This is a genomic window from Lentisphaera marina (assembly GCF_028745505.1).
In the GTDB taxonomy this organism is placed as follows: Bacteria; Verrucomicrobiota; Lentisphaeria; order Lentisphaerales; family Lentisphaeraceae; genus Lentisphaera; species Lentisphaera marina.
On sequence record NZ_JAQZZL010000002.1, the window covers coordinates 1,355,915 to 1,374,230 of the forward strand.

The 18,316-nt window shown below is 39.7% G+C and carries 11 protein-coding genes; 5 read left to right on the forward strand and 6 right to left on the reverse strand.

Features of this window, described 5'->3' with window-relative positions:
* Window positions 1–22: 22 nt before the first annotated feature.
* The gene (locus PQO01_RS16450) at window positions 23–1,879 is read left to right on the forward strand and encodes a protein kinase (RefSeq protein WP_274315188.1); all 1,857 of its coding nucleotides are present in this window, start codon (window positions 23–25) and stop codon (window positions 1,877–1,879) included.
* 146 nt (window positions 1,880–2,025) lie between these two features.
* On the opposite strand, the gene PQO01_RS16455 is transcribed toward PQO01_RS16450, so the two are convergent.
* Both PQO01_RS16455 and PQO01_RS16460 read right to left on the reverse strand, forming a co-directional pair.
* A complete protein-coding gene (locus tag PQO01_RS16455) occupies window positions 2,026–3,849 on the reverse strand; it encodes a glycoside hydrolase family 99 protein (RefSeq protein ID WP_274315190.1) in 1,824 nt (607 codons plus the stop codon).
* A 54-nt stretch (window positions 3,850–3,903) separates the two neighbouring features.
* Complete coding sequence (locus PQO01_RS16460) at window positions 3,904–5,349, reverse strand: sulfatase family protein (RefSeq protein ID WP_274315191.1); 1,446 nt, start codon at window positions 5,347–5,349, stop codon at window positions 3,904–3,906.
* Window positions 5,350–5,514: 165 nt separating this feature from the next.
* Between PQO01_RS16460 and PQO01_RS16465 the strand changes: the two genes are divergently transcribed.
* The 3 genes from PQO01_RS16465 to PQO01_RS16475 all read left to right on the forward strand — a co-directional run bounded on the left by PQO01_RS16465 (window position 5,515) and on the right by PQO01_RS16475 (window position 8,684).
* Window positions 5,515–6,102, forward strand: coding sequence for a sigma-70 family RNA polymerase sigma factor (locus PQO01_RS16465; protein ID WP_274315193.1), 588 nt, complete (start codon window positions 5,515–5,517; stop codon window positions 6,100–6,102).
* Entirely contained in the window at window positions 6,099–7,928 is a 1,830-nt protein-coding gene (locus PQO01_RS16470; protein WP_274315195.1) for a serine/threonine-protein kinase, read from the forward strand. Before PQO01_RS16465 ends, PQO01_RS16470 begins: the two co-directional genes overlap by 4 nt.
* A 72-nt stretch (window positions 7,929–8,000) precedes the next feature.
* Entirely contained in the window at window positions 8,001–8,684 is a 684-nt protein-coding gene (locus tag PQO01_RS16475) for a prepilin-type N-terminal cleavage/methylation domain-containing protein (RefSeq protein ID WP_274315196.1), read from the forward strand.
* Window positions 8,685–8,764: 80 nt separating this feature from the next.
* Here PQO01_RS16475 and PQO01_RS16480 read toward each other — a convergent pair whose 3' ends face one another.
* From PQO01_RS16480 to PQO01_RS16495, 4 genes are all read right to left on the reverse strand, one after another.
* On the reverse strand, window positions 8,765–9,805 hold the full coding sequence (locus PQO01_RS16480; protein ID WP_274315197.1) for a substrate-binding domain-containing protein: 1,041 nt from the start codon (window positions 9,803–9,805) through the stop codon (window positions 8,765–8,767).
* 131 nt (window positions 9,806–9,936) lie between these two features.
* Entirely contained in the window at window positions 9,937–11,520 is a 1,584-nt protein-coding gene (locus PQO01_RS16485; protein ID WP_274315199.1) for a right-handed parallel beta-helix repeat-containing protein, read from the reverse strand.
* A complete protein-coding gene (locus tag PQO01_RS16490; RefSeq protein WP_274315200.1) occupies window positions 11,504–13,519 on the reverse strand; it encodes a sodium:solute symporter family transporter in 2,016 nt (671 codons plus the stop codon). Before PQO01_RS16490 ends, PQO01_RS16485 begins: the two co-directional genes overlap by 17 nt.
* 4 nt (window positions 13,520–13,523) lie before the next feature.
* Window positions 13,524–14,834 carry a glycoside hydrolase family 99 protein gene (locus PQO01_RS16495; protein WP_274315201.1) on the reverse strand — a complete coding sequence of 437 codons (1,311 nt, stop codon included), beginning with the start codon at window positions 14,832–14,834 and terminating at the stop codon, window positions 13,524–13,526.
* Between the two features lie 222 nt (window positions 14,835–15,056).
* Here PQO01_RS16495 and PQO01_RS16500 point away from each other — a divergent pair, with 222 nt between their 5' ends.
* Window positions 15,057–18,179, forward strand: coding sequence for an alpha-mannosidase (locus PQO01_RS16500; RefSeq protein WP_274315202.1), 3,123 nt, complete (start codon window positions 15,057–15,059; stop codon window positions 18,177–18,179).
* The last annotated feature ends 137 nt before the right edge of the window (window positions 18,180–18,316 follow it).

Genomic DNA, 18,316 nt, shown 5'->3' on the forward strand with positions numbered 1-18,316 from the left:
TATAAAAACATGAGAATTGAATATGGGTTCAGAAAAGAAAAAAGATGCTATAAAAACCATTCATGATGATTCTGAACTTAAGTTATGGAAGTCAGATAACTCTAACTCAGAGAAAGAAAGCTCACGCTACAGCAAAATTGATCTTGTTTCTTCCTGCGATAATAAGAACACTTATTCTGCCTATGACAATAAGTTTAAACGTAGTGTTACTCTGGTTGAATCCATTGGTGATAATCAGAATCAATTAGATTTCGTCAACGAAATTATCATTACTACATCTTTAAATCACCCCAATACACTTCAAATCCTCGACTTTGGTACTTGGAAAGAAGGCAAGCCCTATTTCACCATTCAACAAAGCGATAATAAACCTTTAAAAGATTATATCCGAAGTGCTGACTCTTCTGAAATTAAGAATTTGGAAATCTTTAAAAAAATCTGTGGCCTCATCAGTCATGCCCACGCACTAAACTTAAGTCATGAAAAGCTGAGTACGGATAATATCGTCTTAGCCGCCAATGGTGAAGTCATTGTGACGGAATGGGCACAAAATATTAAACTATCTGAACCTAAAACTACTGAGACTAAAGAACTAAATGAAGGTTCTGATTCTGACACAAGTAAAAACGCTGACAGCGAAGTGACTCTTGATGCAAGTTCAGACATTGCCAAACTCGGATCAATCCTAAAAAGCTTATATTCTAAAGACCGAAACACCCCACCCTCAGATGCCATAAGCTCAATCATCTCTAAAACTTCGTCCGACAATGCAGAAAACCGCTACCAAAGTATAAATGACTTAGAGGGGGATATCGAAAAATTTCTAAAAAGTCGAAACATAGAACCTCAAGAAAGCGGTTTCTTTAAAGGCTTTGCTAAGTTTTACCAAGAAAATCAGAGTGCCTGTTCATTTCTTTTAATGATCTTTGCCATACTTGTGGGCGTGGCCATTTATTCTTTCATTGATATCAACAACAAAAAGCAAAGCTTGACTCAGTCATTAGATAAGGCAAAAAAGGAGAGTCGTAAACTTAAACAGCAGCTTAAGAAAGAAGCTAAGATAAACGATCTCTTTTTAAAGTCTGAACTTAAAAGAGCAAAAAAACTCATGACTGGCCCCCTTTATTTCAATTCACCTCAAGAGTCATCCAAACAAGCAGTTGATATTTACTTGAGTCAAAAAGATCCAAAAAAACACCATAAAGACCTCTTTATGGCACTCATGATTCGCCAAGATTTTCAATCAATCTTAAAACAAAAAATCAAAGCCCCTGGCCCACTGATGAGAATAGCCAAAATCTGTGCAAAGAAAGAGAAGGGGGAGAATGGTTTACTTCAGGAAGATAAAGATTTTAATCATTTGTTTACACTCGTCAATAAACTAGCTTTTGAACATCAGGACTTTAAACAAGAATTCGCGGAAAGGGCTATTTCCTACAGGAACGCAGTCACCCAGGAATCGGCTGTCCCAGTCCATGGATTAAAGAGTTTAATACAAGCTTGGAATCCGGACTGGCTTCTTAAGGATCTTTATTACAATCCAAAGAATATGAATCTTCGCCTTAAAGGTGAGGCTGTAAGCATACTCAAAGTTGAATCCCCCTATTCTTCGGGACAATCATTTTTGCACTTACTAAATATTAATAACCTGGACATGAGGCAGGCAGGTGTTGAATCTCTTACACAGCTAGACGGCCTCCATATTCAACGATTGGATATTCGAGCAACACCTATTCAAGAATTCCCCACTCACAATGAAGCTCTAAAAGTAAATACTCTAGTTATTACGCCTGGGCAATTTGAAGAAGAGAACTTAAAACTTCTCCCTCAAGAAATGAAAGTTTACCAGAATAAACTAGCGCCTCAAGCGAAAAAATAACTGGATTTTACAATTGACCACAATAGGACATAATATTTTACATAAGAGCAAGACGATTGTCTCTCACGAAATCTCCTTTTAAGGGATTTAATATTCAGCAGGCGCTTAGAGCGCTTTGCCCACTTTATAGCTAATCGTAATAAATCTTATCTAGTTACCATTTGGGGCTTAGCTTTTAGCTCACCTTTGTACATTCGCTTGATTTGACCACTGAGCCAGAGGTAATGATCGCTGGGCAAACCTTCATAATCTGAAAATTTACTGGCTCCGACGGGTGGATTATTGGTGCATTTAAATAAAGCAGTCCCTTCGTCGACTTCATCAAACATTGCTAGGTAGAGCATCTTAGCACCAGCTTTTTTGTAGTGATAAGCTTGAGACCAAAGGAACTGTCCTTTGAGTCGAGGTATATGATTCAAGGGAGCATGCTTTCCTTTTTGTCGCATCAAATTCTGCCAACTAAAGCCCGGAAATGCGACTGGCATGAAATCGAGTCCTTTCGCTTCAGTCCAAGCTATATCCTTGGCAACGTATTGCTCCGCATGCTCCTTTGCTTCTTTCGGAGTACGGTAACGTCCAGGAGTCCACGGGCTCAAAATATCAGCTTTAGATAAAACCTCATGTAATCTGTCATGCTTTTCGGCATCCCTGTGCTGATCTCTCCAAAATGAGGGTATACCTAACATAATCGTGTTGCCACCATAACGTGGATCGTTCTTTAAGAAATCAATTAATTCCTCACATTCCTCTAAGCTATAATCACGCTCATCATCAAAGCCTACGCCCCAAATCGCAATCACAGGTTTGCCTTTGTGATACATATACGATTTATCGTGATCAATTTTTGCATTATCAATGAGTGCCTTCCAGTCCGGAATGAGATACTTTTGTATATCTCCCTTTCTTAAACCAGAAAGATCGTACATTGTTGCCCAAGCTCTACCGTGTTTATTCGCTGCTGCCTGAACAAAGCTCATAATCTGATTTCGACGATCATACATCTTAGAATTCTTTAAATTAACCCCAAAGCGTTGTAAGAATACACCATCTAAATCATGTTCTTTCATCCATCCAAAGTGACGATCCACTGTCTTTGGATTATAAGAACTAAATAGGTAAGCCGTACTGCCATCCGAATGTTTGAAAGGTGTAGCATATTTTTCGTCATCATCCATTTCAGACATATCGGGCCAAAGGTCAATAGTAATTTTCCCCGGCTTCATGTCATTACCAGCTCGATAATGAAACCAGTCATCGCCTGAACCATCGCCCTTTGCCGTAAACCAAGCTTGGTAACCCGCCATCACCTTTTTATCCAAAGTATTACAATCCACACCCGAAAAATGTGGCCCTGTGTAAGGCTTCAAATTCGCCCGAATATCATCTAACTCTTTTTGCTTATTGAAGTTCTTTTTTTCTAATTTATTTAATGATTTAAGGTCAATTATTATTCTTGAAGCTGCAACTTTGGGAGCTCTGGATTTTAAAAAACTATCGCGAGGATCAACAATCTCACTCACTAACACTGAACTAAGTTGAGGTTTATCCTCTTGAGCTGTGCTATTGTTCAATTCATTAGCTTTCAGGCGAAGTTTACTGAAGCTTAAACCTAGGCTAAAAGCTAGTATCAGTCCAAATAATACTAACTTTCCTGATGATGATTTTTGCTTAGTTCGCATAATTCTTCTTTTATTAGCCTTGGATTTACTCTTTAATTTTCTCGTTCGATTTACGGACAACGTCTTTTTACTCGAAGTCAATTCTTCACTTTGTCTCCTAGCGGCTTCTGTCATAAGACCTTCAATCTTAAGCATAGCCTCCGAAAGACATATTTCAGCTTCAGTAATTGATATATTCTTGGCCTTTAGTTGACCTTCAATTTTTTCAATTAATTCAAGTTTTTCCTGGATATAATCTTTTTCTTCTCGAGTCAAGTATACCTTAGCGAGTTCTTTCTCGGAATCATTCATTCAACACCTCAAATCATGTTTATAAAACAAAAGGAATGCTATTTCACTATGCATTTATTGTAATGTGCGACTACTTTTTGCATCGCGAATTTCCTGCAGTTCTTTCTGAAGTTCCATGGCAACTTCTGGATATTTTTTTATTTGATTTACACTTTCCAATGGATCAGATTCTAGGTCAAAAAGCATTTTATTCCCACGAGTTTCCCCTTTCTTATTGCCATTTTCAGGAAAATAATTGTCGACTAATTTCCATTTCCCTTTGCGGAAAGCCTGCCTACCCTGTGCATCGCGATGAACAATTGATTGACGTTGTTCTGTTTCATCTGTATTTAAAAGTATATGGGCAAAACTAAAGCTATCCGGAGCGGCGATTGACGCCTTCGGTAATGCTCCAGTTATGAGTTCCGAGAAAGTGCTGAAGAAATCGGCGGTGGTCACAAGCTCTTTAGACTCTATGCCCTTTTCTACTTTTGCAGGCCAACTTACAATGAAGGGTACCTTTAAGCCACCCTCATAAATTTGATGTTTATCACCGCGTAAAGGACCATTGAAATGAAAGCCCATTTCATATGCTTTATACTCAGGCCAATCCTTATTCGTTGGAATATCACCACCATTATCACTGGTGAAAATAAATATCGTATTTTCCAAAAGACCATTTTCTTCAAGAACAGTCATAAATTGCCCCACCGAATGATCGACATCATGAATAAAGTCGCCATAAAGCCCCACAGCACTTGTCCCTTTCATACGCTTAGAGGGCGTGATCGGATGATGAACGGCAGCCGCCGCATAATAAAGAAAAAATGGTTTTTTCTTATCTTTTTTCATCCATTCAATAGCTTTATTTCCCGTGTAATCCATAACCTCATCACAAACTCGCTGGGGTGCATCATAACCTTTGTAGGCTTGTCCACCATAAAAACTTTTTCCCCAGGCTTCAATTTTATTAGATCGCAAACCATAAATTTTGTTATTTTCAATGTAAACTTTATGAAGGTCGTCAAGGTTATTCGGTACTCCAAAATGATAATCAAAGCCGACATCATTTGGACCTGGAAAAATTTCACCTAAAAGATTATCAAATTTTTTTGAGAAATAACCTAAATGCCATTTTCCCACTGCAGCAGTTCGATAGCCTTGCTCTTGGAGCATTTTTCCTAGAGTTAGCGTTTCTGTGGATATGATCAATGGGTCACTATTATTAACCACCCCTTTCTTGAGCTTCGTTCGCCAGGAATACTGTCCGGTAAGCATCGTATATCGCGTGGGGCTACAGACTGAGGCCGTCGTGAAAGCATTTGTGAAATTGACCCCATTTTCTATTAGTTTATTTAGATTGGGAGTTTCCACAAACTCATGCTTAGCACCAAGGGCATTTATACTAGCTCGTCCAAAATCGTCCGCTACATATAAAACAATATTTGGTTTATCGGCAAAGACTAAAAGATTAAGACTTATTAAAGAATAGAATACTAGAAATTTGAGCTTACTAATCATGTTGTTCCCTTTTAAAAATACGGCTTGCCAACATATATCGAGTCAACTTATAAAACTTAATGAGCTCTAGTGGAATATTTAAAATTATAGCGTAAAAGTAAAATAATTTCCCATAAATTTATTTATTTTTGTTCTCTTTATTAATCCCAAGTACTAGGTTTCTTAATGACTGATCAATGGAAAACTAAGCTCACCTTAATTGAAAGAGCCAAGGCTGAACCCGAGGATATTGAAACTTGGGAAGAATTCGTAAAATTCTATGAGCCCTTTATTGGCATGGTTCTCAATAAACATCGAGTTGACGCCAGTACAAAAGATGATTTATCACAGATCATTCTTTTAAAAATCTGGAAATCTATCCCTACTTACCAGCAAGAAAAAGCGGGCTTCCGAACTTGGCTGAGCACCATCATTAGAAATACAATCGCTAGGCATTTCAATCAGCTCAAGGCGACAAAAAATCGTGAAAGCGCCTACCATGAGCTCGATGACAACATGAAGTCTACTAGCCTTGAAGAAATCATTGAAAACGAATGGAAAAAACACCTTACCAAACTTGCGTTTGAGCGACTTCGCGAATCCTTTTCAGAAAGCTCCATTCAGGTCTTTATTTTAAGTCTTGACGGTAAAGATAGCGAGACAATTGCCTCTGAACTAGAGCTCACAAAAGATAGCGTTTTTGTACTTCGTAGCCGAGTAAAAAAAGCTTTTAAAAAAGAAATAGATAACATCCGCAGGCACCTAGAACTGTGACTGAAGACTTCCCAAAATCCCTCAGTAATTTTCTGGATGAAGATCATGATATTTGGGAAGAAGAAAACTCTCTCTCCAAAAGAGATGATGCGCGTTACAGCAATGTTAAGCTAATCGCTTCAGGTGGCCAAAAAAACATCTATTCAGCTTATGATACACAACTCAATAGAGAAGTTGCGCTAGCCGAACTACAGGATGCGATACCAGAAAGAGAAGCTGAAAGTTTTATCAATGAAATTTTTCTAACTGCGTCATTCAAGCATCCCAACATCATTAAGATCCTTGATTTTGGCATTAGGAAAGAAGATACGCCATATTTTACTATGGAACTGATGCAGAACAGTACTCTAAATGATTACATCAAAAAACAGGAATCCAATGCATCTCAAAATCTAGAGATCTTCCTAAAAATCTGTGATGCTATATCTTATGCTCACTCCGAAGGCATCATTCATCTAGACCTCAAACCAGCTAATATACAGATTGGTTCACATGGTGAAGTTCTAATCAGTGACTGGGGTCTTAGCCAAAAAATTGAACCTAAATTAAAGTGTAAAAGTAAGAGAGGAACTCCGGGTTTCATGGCCCCTGAACAAAGCGAACCTGGAGCTTTATTAGGTACAAAAACTGACATCTACAGTCTTGGAGCTTTACTAAAATTCCTTTATTCCAATGTACCTAAAGAAAAAATCCCACAAAGCATTTCTGCTGTTATTAACAAAGCCATGTCGCACAAGGCGAATCTGCGCTATTCAAAAGTAGAAGAATTAAAAAACGAAATAAGTAATTACATGGGAGGATTCGCCACCACTGCTGAAAAGGCTGGTTTCTTCAAGGAGTTACACCTACTCTTCCGCCGCAACCTTCAGCTCTGTTGGACGATTGTTACAGCCTTCTGTCTAATCCTGGGGCTTTCCTCTTATTTCCTAATGAACCTCAAAGAAAAAAACCTCTCTCTGGCCGAATCCGTTCAAAAACTCGAAATCACTGGTAGAGAATTAAAAAAGTCAGTTCACAAAGAAAAGAGACTTAATACGGAACTCACTGATAGAGAATTAAAAGTTGCCAAAAACCTTATGCTCTACCCCCTTTACTTCAGTTCTCCTGAACGATCTTCCAAACAGGCAATGGAAATATATAAACGTCAGGATAATCCCCAAAACTTCCATAAAGAAATGTTCATGATCTACATGATCAGGCAGGATTTTGAATCGATTATAAAAGATAAAATTAAAGCTCCCGTTGAACTCATAAGCATTGCCAAAAAATTTAATAAAAAAACGAAAAGACCTGATGGCTTACTTGAAGCTGGCGATGATTTTGTTGATTTCCTTCGTGCTGTCAATAAACTACCTGATCGCTTTTTGGAATTTAAGCAGCAATTCATGGAACGAGCGGTTTGTTATCGGAACGATGTAAAAAAACCCATTGTCATGAGTCCTTTTGTCGTCAAACAAATCATTAAAACATGGAACCCAAATTGGGATGTAAATAATTTACATTATCATTTAGAAGAGGTTAAACTCACACTAAGAGGCAAAGAATTGATTCGCCTTAGCAATGAAGACCCATGGTCATCTAGCTTATGTTTTTTGAGATTTCTCAAAATTAATTACCTAGACTTTCAGCATACAGGAATCAACTCCCTCAGTCATATAAGAGGTATGGAAGTAGAAAGTGTGGATATCCGATCCACACCTATCTATGATTTACATCCCCATGAAGCCACTAGGGATGTTAATGTAGCAATAATTAAGCCTGGGCAATTCAAGCAAGAAGCTTTAAACCATTTACCTCCTGCAGTGAAAATTATAGAAAAAAAGTAATTTACTGATTAAGGTCCTTAAAATGACTTGATATCTATCGGTGAATAAATATTAAATTATGGGTTGTTAACTATGAAACACAAGAATTTCACCTTGATTGAACTGCTAGTTGTCATTGCTATCATTGGAGTACTCGCCTCTTTGATTCTACCTACTTTAGGAAAAGCCAGAAACCAAAGTAGAGAAGCACTTTCTAAAAACAACCTTAAACAAATATACTTAGGTTTAATGATTTATGCTGATGACAATGATAATTTCATACCCGAACCAACTAATACGGGAGGCTGGCCAAACGAACTTTTTTGGAGCTCTAAAAGTTACGAAGCAATGACAGGTATAACATTTGATAGAAGTAGCTGGCCAAATGCCAAACAGCAAATGTGGGATTCATCTTATGTGGACGTAATGTACTGCCCCATTCAACGGGCCAATAAAGGTCCATTAGAATTTGATGATATTCACCAAGCAGGAAGAAGTGATTATGGTCTAAATAAATATTTCTACGATACGTATACTCTAACAGAAGCACAGACATCTGGTAAAATAGAACCCATGATAAGTCCTATCAATCACTATACTAATCCCTTCATCCATAGATCCACTCTAGATGAAACAAACAATACAAATATTAATTATGACTATGGAAATGGTGCGCGAACTATAGCTTTATTTATCAATGGCAACGTAGGTACTATGAGCGTTACCTACGGAGCAAGTATTGATTCTTATATTTTCGATAGAAATGATTTCGAGTAATTAAAATATCATCGTCTCTTAGATCGATATATGAGCCAATTGATCATTAAAAATCACGCTAGTGAAAAACCCAAGCAAAATTAAGGAGTAGTGGATTCCCCTTTATGGAGGCGAACATTCGATGCTTCGAATAAAAGGTTACCGTTCCAGTCACTTTTAGAATCCAGAAGCCACTCAATACAAATTTTTAAGTAAGGCTTCATATCCGGACGCTCCAGTGAGCTTATTGATGGGCAGTGCAATTCCGCTTGAAGCTCGCCATCTGCCACACAAACTGCGACATCCTTTCCAACTTCTATACCATGGTCTCGCAAAGCTCTACAGGCACCGATAGCAGCTGGCATTGTTAGGCAAAACAAAGCAGAACTTTTAAATTCGCCATCTTTTATCAATTTGGAAATAAAATCACGACTGGCGACGCCCTCATGAGCCTCTGTACCATTAATATCGATTAAATCACCCTTGACACCATGCATTTTTTTCCAGAACTCCCAATGATCAATTCTCCGACTAATCGTAGAATTATGTGCCTGAACATTAAAGCAGTCAACTTTTTGATGACCTGCGGTCAAGAGACTATCGAGAAGTTGAGATATAAAAATATTGGAGAAAATATTAAGAGAAGGAAAACCCAGGTTAGACATATCGTAACCTAAAACAACTAAGCGCGTCTTGGCCTTTTTGAGTTTTTTAACGATCCATGCGGGTACATTATCGGAACGAGGAATAAAAAATAGACCATCAAAGCCCTCTAAAGCACTGTGAAAAACAATATCATCCCAACTGGAGTAAAACACTGGACAAATATTGATAGAAAGTTCCTGTGCAGCTTCTCTCAAATCTTTAAGCCAAAGAGCGACATCACTTGAACTTACACTTGGTGCTAAGAAGCAAATTTGTTTGTTTTTTACAATCAGTTTTTCATTGAATTCTAGGCGCCCAGTTGACTTCCTATTTAAATAGCCTTCTTCCACCAACTTCGTCAAGGCACGACGAGCCGTCATTCGAGCCACACCCAATTCATCGGCCAAATCGCGCTCAGAAGGGATCCCACTCATGGCGTAATAACCCTTTTCAAAACGCTTTTTAAGCATCTCTATGATATCTTTATTTCGTAACATTCTAATCTCCTAGATAATCCATTTAGTATACCACTGACAAAGCTCACTTACACGAACTAAGTAGACCAATTTTAACGAAAATACCTTTTTTGGTCTTATTTAATAAGTGAGATTTATAAAAATTAAACTTTTCAATGAACTTTCTCTGAAGCTTTCTCTTTGATACTCGAAGTCATTTTTGATCTTAGTTCTGAATTTAAGAGATCTTTTCTTAATTGATGATAAAGGTCCATGGCTTCCTTCTCACCGTTCATTTGCGCATGATCAATCAAAGTCAACCAAAGGGCCCAACGAAAATTCTGTAAACGACTTTCAGAGATACCTGGAAACTGATTTTTGAATTCTTTTGTATTCATCAAATCACGTCTGAGCCAATCTGAGTTAAGCAATTCATTTTGCAGGATGTTCACATATTTTGTCAACTCACGCAAATTGGGTTTGCGCCCTAACATTTCTTCATATGCCGTCCTAACCACTGCCTCTACTTCATCATCTCCATAGCGATAAACTCTGTAGCCAATTTTATTAGTCTTACCATGATTACAACGAAGTAGATGTAAGACATGACGTTCTGCTGGCTTAAACTCTTTTTGAAGTTTTGAATCTTTCACCGTTTCTGCATCAAAAATAAATGCTCCAGGCTTTTCTGGTAACTGATCACCAAGGCCATCGGCTAAACCTGAATAACTTGCAGTACTTTTATTGCCGACAATCGTGAAATTTTCCACATTATGCGCTATAAAGCCATAGGCTGCGGCTCCACCTGCCACTGTATTATCTCTAATTTCAGCACCGTGCAAAATTTTATCTTTTTTAGAGGGAACCCAAATGCCTGCGCCCATGGGGAAAGCCATATGAATTCTGCCACCCCAGGCATCCACATAATTATTAATCAACTTTGAACCGCGATAATCAGTACGTAGACCTTCTTCATCCATTTTATAATAAGCCAATGGATCCACCAAATTTATACCACCGAGTGACTCGCGTGAAATCGTCGCTATGACATTGTCTCGCACTATACTGCCAGCAGCACCAAAAAGCACCGCCCCTACATCGGTGGGATCAAGAATTAGGTTATTGGCAATTAGAGTATTTTTAGCTGCACAAGTAATGCCATCTCCCCATGCAAAGGGTTTCTCCCTCGCTTCGCGACCATTGCCACGAGGACCCACTCCAGCGCCAAGAATGATGTTGTTGATAATTTTACAATTATTTCCACCTTCGTGAATCTTTAGGGTCGACCAAGTTCGAGTATCCATAAATAGACAACTCTCCACAGTCTGATAGTTGGCGCCATTTCCGCCGAAGAATGCCAATGGTGATTGAGGAACTTTATAAATTTTCACTGCTCCTGAATAGAAGCGCCTATAACCATCTAAAAGCACATTTTTCAAAAGAATATGATCATAGGCATTGCCGTTCACTAATTGCTGAACCGAGTCATTTGCAGGGCGTAAAATTGCGTAATCCGCAATTGTCTTGGCACCAGGGGTCAATATTCTTTGACCATCTTTCTTAAAATTCAAAGCCTCCTCTAAATGGTAAACTTGTCCGGACTGCAAATGCAAATCATAACCGCTATTGAGTATTTTTTGTAGATCATCCCCAGGTTTTGCTAGAGTCGCAATACGATCATCCCAAGTTCCAAGATCATGAAAACTACACGATACACATAAGCTTATGATAAGAATCAGATTAAGGAGTGGCTTCACTTACAGTCTCCTCTGAATCATTTAAAAGACTGGGGTCCTCATCTTCATAAAAGTTAACTTCTGGTAGTTTGCTCCACCAAAAGAAATAGAGACCAGTACCACCTATGAGAAACAAGACCATAGTTCCCCAAAAAGCTGGCCAATGGTGTAATACTAAGAGCATGGGAGCAAGGAACATGGACACCTGCCAAAGCAAGGCAAAAGGCACTGAAATAAGGTCGTAAAAATGCTCTTTACTCACTTTTTTTTGTTCATCTTCAGGCAACATTCTTTTTAAATGTCCCCAGACTCCGAAAGGTCGAGTTTTCATATAAAAGGTTTTTAAAACTTCAGGTTCAGTTGGTTTATCCATATAGGTACCAATTATGCCACCAATTAAGCCCGCCACTAGCGAATAACCCAATTGCTCAAACTCGTTCATCTCAGGCCAAATAATACGTTGAATTACTGCCGCAGTCATCCCCACTAATGAACCTACTGCTGAACCGGTTCCATTAAAACGCCACCAGTAGAGACGAAGTAAGTTTGGAACGAGAAAGGCACCACCTAGCCCCATCATCAACCAACCCCAAATTTCGTGAATACTTGAAACGGAGTTAGCGAAAATCACACCACCAACAACTAAAATTGCTACCGTCACCCAACTTACGCGAATCAATTCTTTAGTTGGTGCATCGGGTCTAAAATATTTGCGATAAAGGTCATTGACCGTCATACCTGTTGCCATATTCACAGTACTATCAAATGTTGACATCGAGGCTGCAATTAAAGCTAAGACGACAATGCCACGTAGACCTTCTGTGACCGTTAATATGAGAACTGCTGGTAAAATCTTCTCCGGGTTCACCGTACCGTCGTAGGAAATAAGACTTAATTTTTCCACATATTGATCGGACCCTAGAAGTCCTTGAAGTTGAGAAATGAGCTCTGGTGAATAATTTTGAGGATTATTAGCAATTCCTGAAATCAACCCACCCCAGCCCTGCTCTTTTACATCGGGAAAATGACTATGGATGAGCTCCCCTGCTTGGCTGAGAACCGACATATCTGGAAATAAATCTTTTACGAGAAATAAACCTAGAACTGCTATGCCCATCATCATCGGCCAACGAAACGTCATCATTATGGTCCATAAAGCTGTGAGCTTACCGCATTCACGGTCATTTTTTGCTCCAAAATATTTAGGGTCACCAATGTTACCAATTCCATGAAAAACATTGCGGAACAAGTAGAAAAGCATCAGCGGTATCAGGGGTTTGTAGGATTCATAACCTTTGGGCATATTGGCGTTCCACTTGGGAACCGCACTCATCCAATCAGGATTATTTGTCACCTGCATCGCCACCGCAGAGATTTCCTCAGAACTTCCCACAAGGGCAAAAGCTTTTACACTTATATAAACCACCGCGACGAGTATGATTCCACCTTGAAACAAGTCTGTAAATATCACCCCATAAAAACCCGAAAACATCGTATAGACAGCTGCCAAAAAGATAAGTCCATAAGCACAGTACTCAGGTGAAAATGGTAAGAAAGTAGATAGAAAAATTCCCACACCTTTAGTGAGGTAGGCCAACATCCCTATAGTTGTCAAAACGACTGCTACTACACTGATGAGTTGAGCAAATCGTCCGCCCCAACAGTCACCGAAACGAAAAATATTCCATTGTGCACCGGTTAAACATCCTGAACGCCTGTGCCATTTACCAACCCAGAGCATCATAAAAGCGAGGATCAAAACAGCTCCGCCACGGAACTCAATAAATAAACCCTGTGGGCCGAGCATAAAAAGAAAGGAAACTATGAGGGCCGTTCCCGTTAAGTCTAAAAATTGCGCCATCCCAGAAATACCCATTGCCCACCAAGGAATCTTGCCTGCACCCGTAATGTAGTCTTCTATACTTTCCGATGCTTTACCTTTGAGGTATAAGCCCAAGCCTACGAGTACGCAGACGTATATCCCCATAAATATATAATCAATTGTTCCAAAATATCCCACAATATTATTCCTTATTTTTTAAAATTTGTGAACTGCGCACGGGCATTTCTTTACTATGAGCTTTTTCTCCACGAACCATTTTTGTTGCTTCACCTACTAGCCAGAGATAGTGATCCGAAGGTAAATCTCCGTAGGTTTTAAAGGGTATATCATTTTCAGGTGGATTATTATCAATTTTATAAATTTGGGTTCCCTCATCAAGCTCATCAAACATTGCTTGATAGACCATTGTCGCTCCCGTTTCCTTTACCAATGCCTCATATTGTGCCCAAAGGAACTTACCTCCTTCACGATCAATAAAGGCACCTGGATTAGCCTCGGGTTGCCCCTTTTTTAGGTTAGCCCAACAAAAACCGGGAAAAACCACTGGCATAAATTCTAATTTGCGTTGATCGCACCATTGCTTATCTTTCTTTGCGGTATCTGCCGCATAGCGCCGTGCTGCATCTTGTCCTCCAAAGCGACCAACCGTCCATGGGGAAATAATATCGGCTGCAGAATATACTTTTTCCCACTCACTTATGTCGCCAGCATCGCGTTCACCTGTCCTCCATCCCGTAGACGTTCCTAACATAACTGTGTTACCACCGTATTTTGGATCATTTTTGAAAAACTCAATGAGTTCCGCTACATCTTTAGAACCATAAGCACGACCATCATCTATACCTATTCCCCACAGTGCAATTACTGGCTTCCCTCTATGATACTGATAAGATTTATCCGCTGAATCTCGGCTTATTTTCATTTCATCAACCAGAAAACGCCAATCGTCTTTGAACTTCTCAAGGTAGTTATCTGGCATGGCCGTAAGATCGTACATTACCGCATAAGTTCTTCCGTATTGGTTCGCTCCCGCACGACAATGCTCTAAAACTTTATTATAAGCCTTACCGCTGAGCATTGCCTCTTGGTCGCCATTTATAGTCGTTTCCATAATAAATCGCTGTACAAAAACACCATCTATACCATAGTCTTTCATCCATTTAAAGTGACGCGCCGTTGTTTTCGGGTGATGCGAACTGTAGACATAGCCCGCTTCCCCATCTTTATACCGAAAAGCAGTCTTATATTTTTCATCTTCATCCAGCTCACTCATATCTGGCCAATAATCTATACCAGCTTCACCAGGCCAAAAATACATTGACTTTTGATTCCTATAGTGAACCCAGGCCAAGCCTGATCCATCACTAGGAGCTCGGTACCAACCTTGATACCCACACATCACCTTCCCTTTTAAACTGGAAGAGTCCACCCGTTCAACCGCAGTACAGGCATTCAAAAATAAGACACAAAGAAAAAGTATCACAAAGCGCATTTAGTCATTCTCCTTTAATTTTTTAAAGATACAAATAAGACGTATATAAAAAAAGTATACCTTAAAAGGTATATTTGTTGACATTTTTATTTTTAACTGTATAAAAAGATGGTATACAAATCAGAAAAACAACGTAATATTTAATTAAAATAAGCTATTTAACTTGCAAGTAGTCCTTAAAATGTATACATATAAGTTAATAACATAAATCTGGGTCCTATTATGCTCATTACTCAAAAAACACTTCAAAAAATAGAAAGACTCGTAAAAGTTTACGAAGAAAAGATCTTTAATCCCCTCCTTGAAATCAAGAATTTTAATATATTCGAATGCGAGGAACACCTCCGCAGCGTTCCAAACGATACCAAAAAGGACATTTCACTGCCCTACAACTGGGGTGGGGTATGGACTAACACTTGGTTCAAAACCAGCCTCCAAGTAGACCAGGGTTTGACAGGGAAAAAGCTCTACATTCAACCACAAACAGCTGGTCGCGAGACCATGCTCTGGGTAAACGATCAAGCCAAAGGGATCATTTCCAAAGAACTTGAAGTCGGCGCAAGAGGTTATCACCACACTCTATATATTGGCGATTCATTCCAAGAGGGACAAAGCATCGATATTGCACTGGAATGTTATGCTGGTCATCCCTGTATTGGCTGCCACCCGGGTGATGAACGTGAGTTCACGACTTTTACGACCGAAGAGTACGAGCACACCTTTAAATCATGCTTTATCCTTGAGCGCGATGAACTCATCAAAGATTTTGTCTTTGACCTCAAAACGCTTTTACAAATTACTCAGCACTTACCCGAAGAAAGCTTCCGTAAAGGCTCCACAGCAAGCTGCCTAGAGAAAGTCTTTGCACTTGTTTCACAAGCACCCGAAGACCTTCAATCCCCTATTCTGCGAAAAACCCTTGAAGCCGCATGCTCTGTGATGGAACCCGAACTCAGCAAAAAAAATAGCCCGAGCGCTCCTATAGCCGGTATCATTGGCCATAGCCATATGGATACCGCATGGCTGTGGACTACTCAGGAAACTCAGCGCAAATGTGCCCGCACTTTTTCCAACGCCCTCAACCTCATGGATCAGTACCCCGAGTATATGTTTCTTCAGAGCTCAGTACTGCACCTAGAAGATATAAAATCTAATTACCCGCAAATCTTCCAGCAGATCAAACAACGAGTCGCTGAAGGTCGCTGGGAGCCCAATGGTGCCTCCTATGTGGAAGCCGATGGCAATATCACTGGCGGTGAAGCTCAGATCAGACAATTTACTCGTGGTATAAAGTTCCTAAAAGATGAGTTCAACTACACACCAGATAGTTATTGGCTCCCGGATACCTTTGGTTACAATGCCGCTCTGCCTCAGATAATAAAAGGTTGTGGACTCAAGTACTTTTTAACCACAAAACTTTCCTGGAATGAGTCCAATACCTTTCCTTACGACAGCTTTAAATGGCAAGGAATTGATGGCTCTGAAGTTGTAGCTCATTTCAATGAAACCCATTGCTGGCCAGATCCTCAGACTCTTCTCAGCCGCCTCAATGGACTTGAAGAAGGTAAATACACTGGCAACAAATTTAGTATTCGCCATAAAGACATTGCGGACAAGAGGTTTATTGCTTACGGCTTTGGTGATGGCGGTGGCGGCCCCATGTACGAAATGTTGGAAATGGCTCGCCGTTGCGAAGATCTGGAAGGCATACCCAAAGCCCAACATATGACTTTGACAAAATTCATGGATCAAATGGTGGAGACTTGCCCAAATCTACCGGAACATCGCGGCGAGCTTTACCTAGAACTTCACCGTGGCACACTTACTCATCAGCACAAAATCAAACGCTACAACCGCAAACTTGAAGTGGCCCTTAGACTGCTAGATTACTTAAACGTAAAACAAAGACTTGCAGGTCAAAGTGGTATTTCCCAAGATAGCTTAGATGCTTTATGGAAAACTTTACTTGTCAACCAATTTCACGATATTCTACCTGGAACTTCCATTCCAGAAGTTCACGACCTTGCCATAGAGCAATACGAACAAGCTATGGAGGCCTGTAGAGAACTGGCTCAAATCCCCGCTGTTTATTCTGCAGGAGAATTCTCCTTACTAAATAGTCTCAATTGGAAAAGAAATGATTACTTCAGTATCCCCGTGAATCAGCTTCAACTTGTCGCTACTGGAGTAAACTCAGAGTCCTTTTGTGATGTAAAGGGGCAAAAACAACTTTTAATTGAGAACTCATCCGATGCTTTTAGTTCAAGAACTATCGAACTTGCCGAGTCCGCAAAGGAAGGTTCAAGCAGCTTTAGTATAGCTGAAAAAATTACCACCCCCTTCTACGAATTCACCCTTTCAAAAGATGGTAAAATCAAAGACATTTTTTCGACTAAACATCAGCGTCGCTTAACAAAAGAAAACCAGGCCTTTAATGAATTCCTCATTGGTGAAGATATCCCCGCCCTTTGGGATAGCTGGGACATCGATTTTGATCAGCAAGTAAAAATGGAGGCTTCCGCTGAGCACATCTCTACCGAGATCGTCAAAAATGGCGAACTTCACCTCCGTATTCGCAGTGAATTTAAAATCGGTCAAAACTCCAAAATCACTCAGGATATTGTTTTCTATCAGAACTCCGAAAGAATTGATTTCGAAACACTCGTTGACTGGAATGAAATGCATCAACTCCTTCAAACGAGTTTTGATTTGGACGTATTCTCCAATAGCATCAAATGCGAAATCCCCTTTGGATATATTGAGCGCCCAACGCACAACAACTCCATGGTCGATCGCGCGTGTTTTGAATTCTCTCAACACAAGTACAGCGACATCTCAGAGACTCGTTTCGGCATTGCCTTCCTCAACGATGGCAAATACGCCATCGACGCCAACGGCTCACGAGTGAAACTCAGCCTCGTCAAGAGTGGCGGTCACCCAGACCCCAGAGGTGATAAAGGTCAGCACTTCATGGTTTACAGTCTACTCCCCCACGAGGGTCAACTCTCTAGCGAAAACGTTATCCGTCCAGCTTACGAACTCAACCATCCACCAGTCTTACTCCCAATTGAACATAACTATAACGACAAGTTTTGCGAAGTCAGCGAAAGTAATATTATTGTTGAAAGCCTTAAGTGGGCGGATGATGAGAGTGGCTATGTACTGCGAATATACGAAGCAGAAGGCTCGACGACTCGCTGCAAGGCTAAATTCAATTTTGCGGGCTCCGCAATTCACGAATGTAATATGCTGGAAGACGAACTCTCTTCATTGACGTCAACAAATGGACAAATCGAACTTCACTTTCATCCATTTGAAATCAAAACCATAAAAGTAAAAAGCTAAGCAGTTTATTCAGCCCATTTAAAGTTTAATTTTTTAAATGGGGAAATTGCCTAATTTGTCTAAGTTTAAGACTTTGTGACTCTTAGACAAGAGTCATTTCTTTTTTACTGTGTATTTGTAATAAGAAATGACATCAA

Coding starts and splice junctions, on each gene's coding strand:
- PQO01_RS16460 (WP_274315191.1), bottom strand. CDS start 5,349: ATGATTAGTAAGCTCAAATTTCTAGTATTCTATTCTTTAATAAGTCTT.
- PQO01_RS16450 (WP_274315188.1), top strand. CDS start 23: ATGGGTTCAGAAAAGAAAAAAGATGCTATAAAAACCATTCATGATGAT.
- PQO01_RS16480 (WP_274315197.1), bottom strand. CDS start 9,805: ATGTTACGAAATAAAGATATCATAGAGATGCTTAAAAAGCGTTTTGAA.
- PQO01_RS16465 (WP_274315193.1), top strand. CDS start 5,515: ATGACTGATCAATGGAAAACTAAGCTCACCTTAATTGAAAGAGCCAAG.
- PQO01_RS16500 (WP_274315202.1), top strand. CDS start 15,057: ATGCTCATTACTCAAAAAACACTTCAAAAAATAGAAAGACTCGTAAAA.
- PQO01_RS16495 (WP_274315201.1), bottom strand. CDS start 14,834: ATGCGCTTTGTGATACTTTTTCTTTGTGTCTTATTTTTGAATGCCTGT.
- PQO01_RS16455 (WP_274315190.1), bottom strand. CDS start 3,849: ATGAATGATTCCGAGAAAGAACTCGCTAAGGTATACTTGACTCGAGAA.
- PQO01_RS16475 (WP_274315196.1), top strand. CDS start 8,001: ATGAAACACAAGAATTTCACCTTGATTGAACTGCTAGTTGTCATTGCT.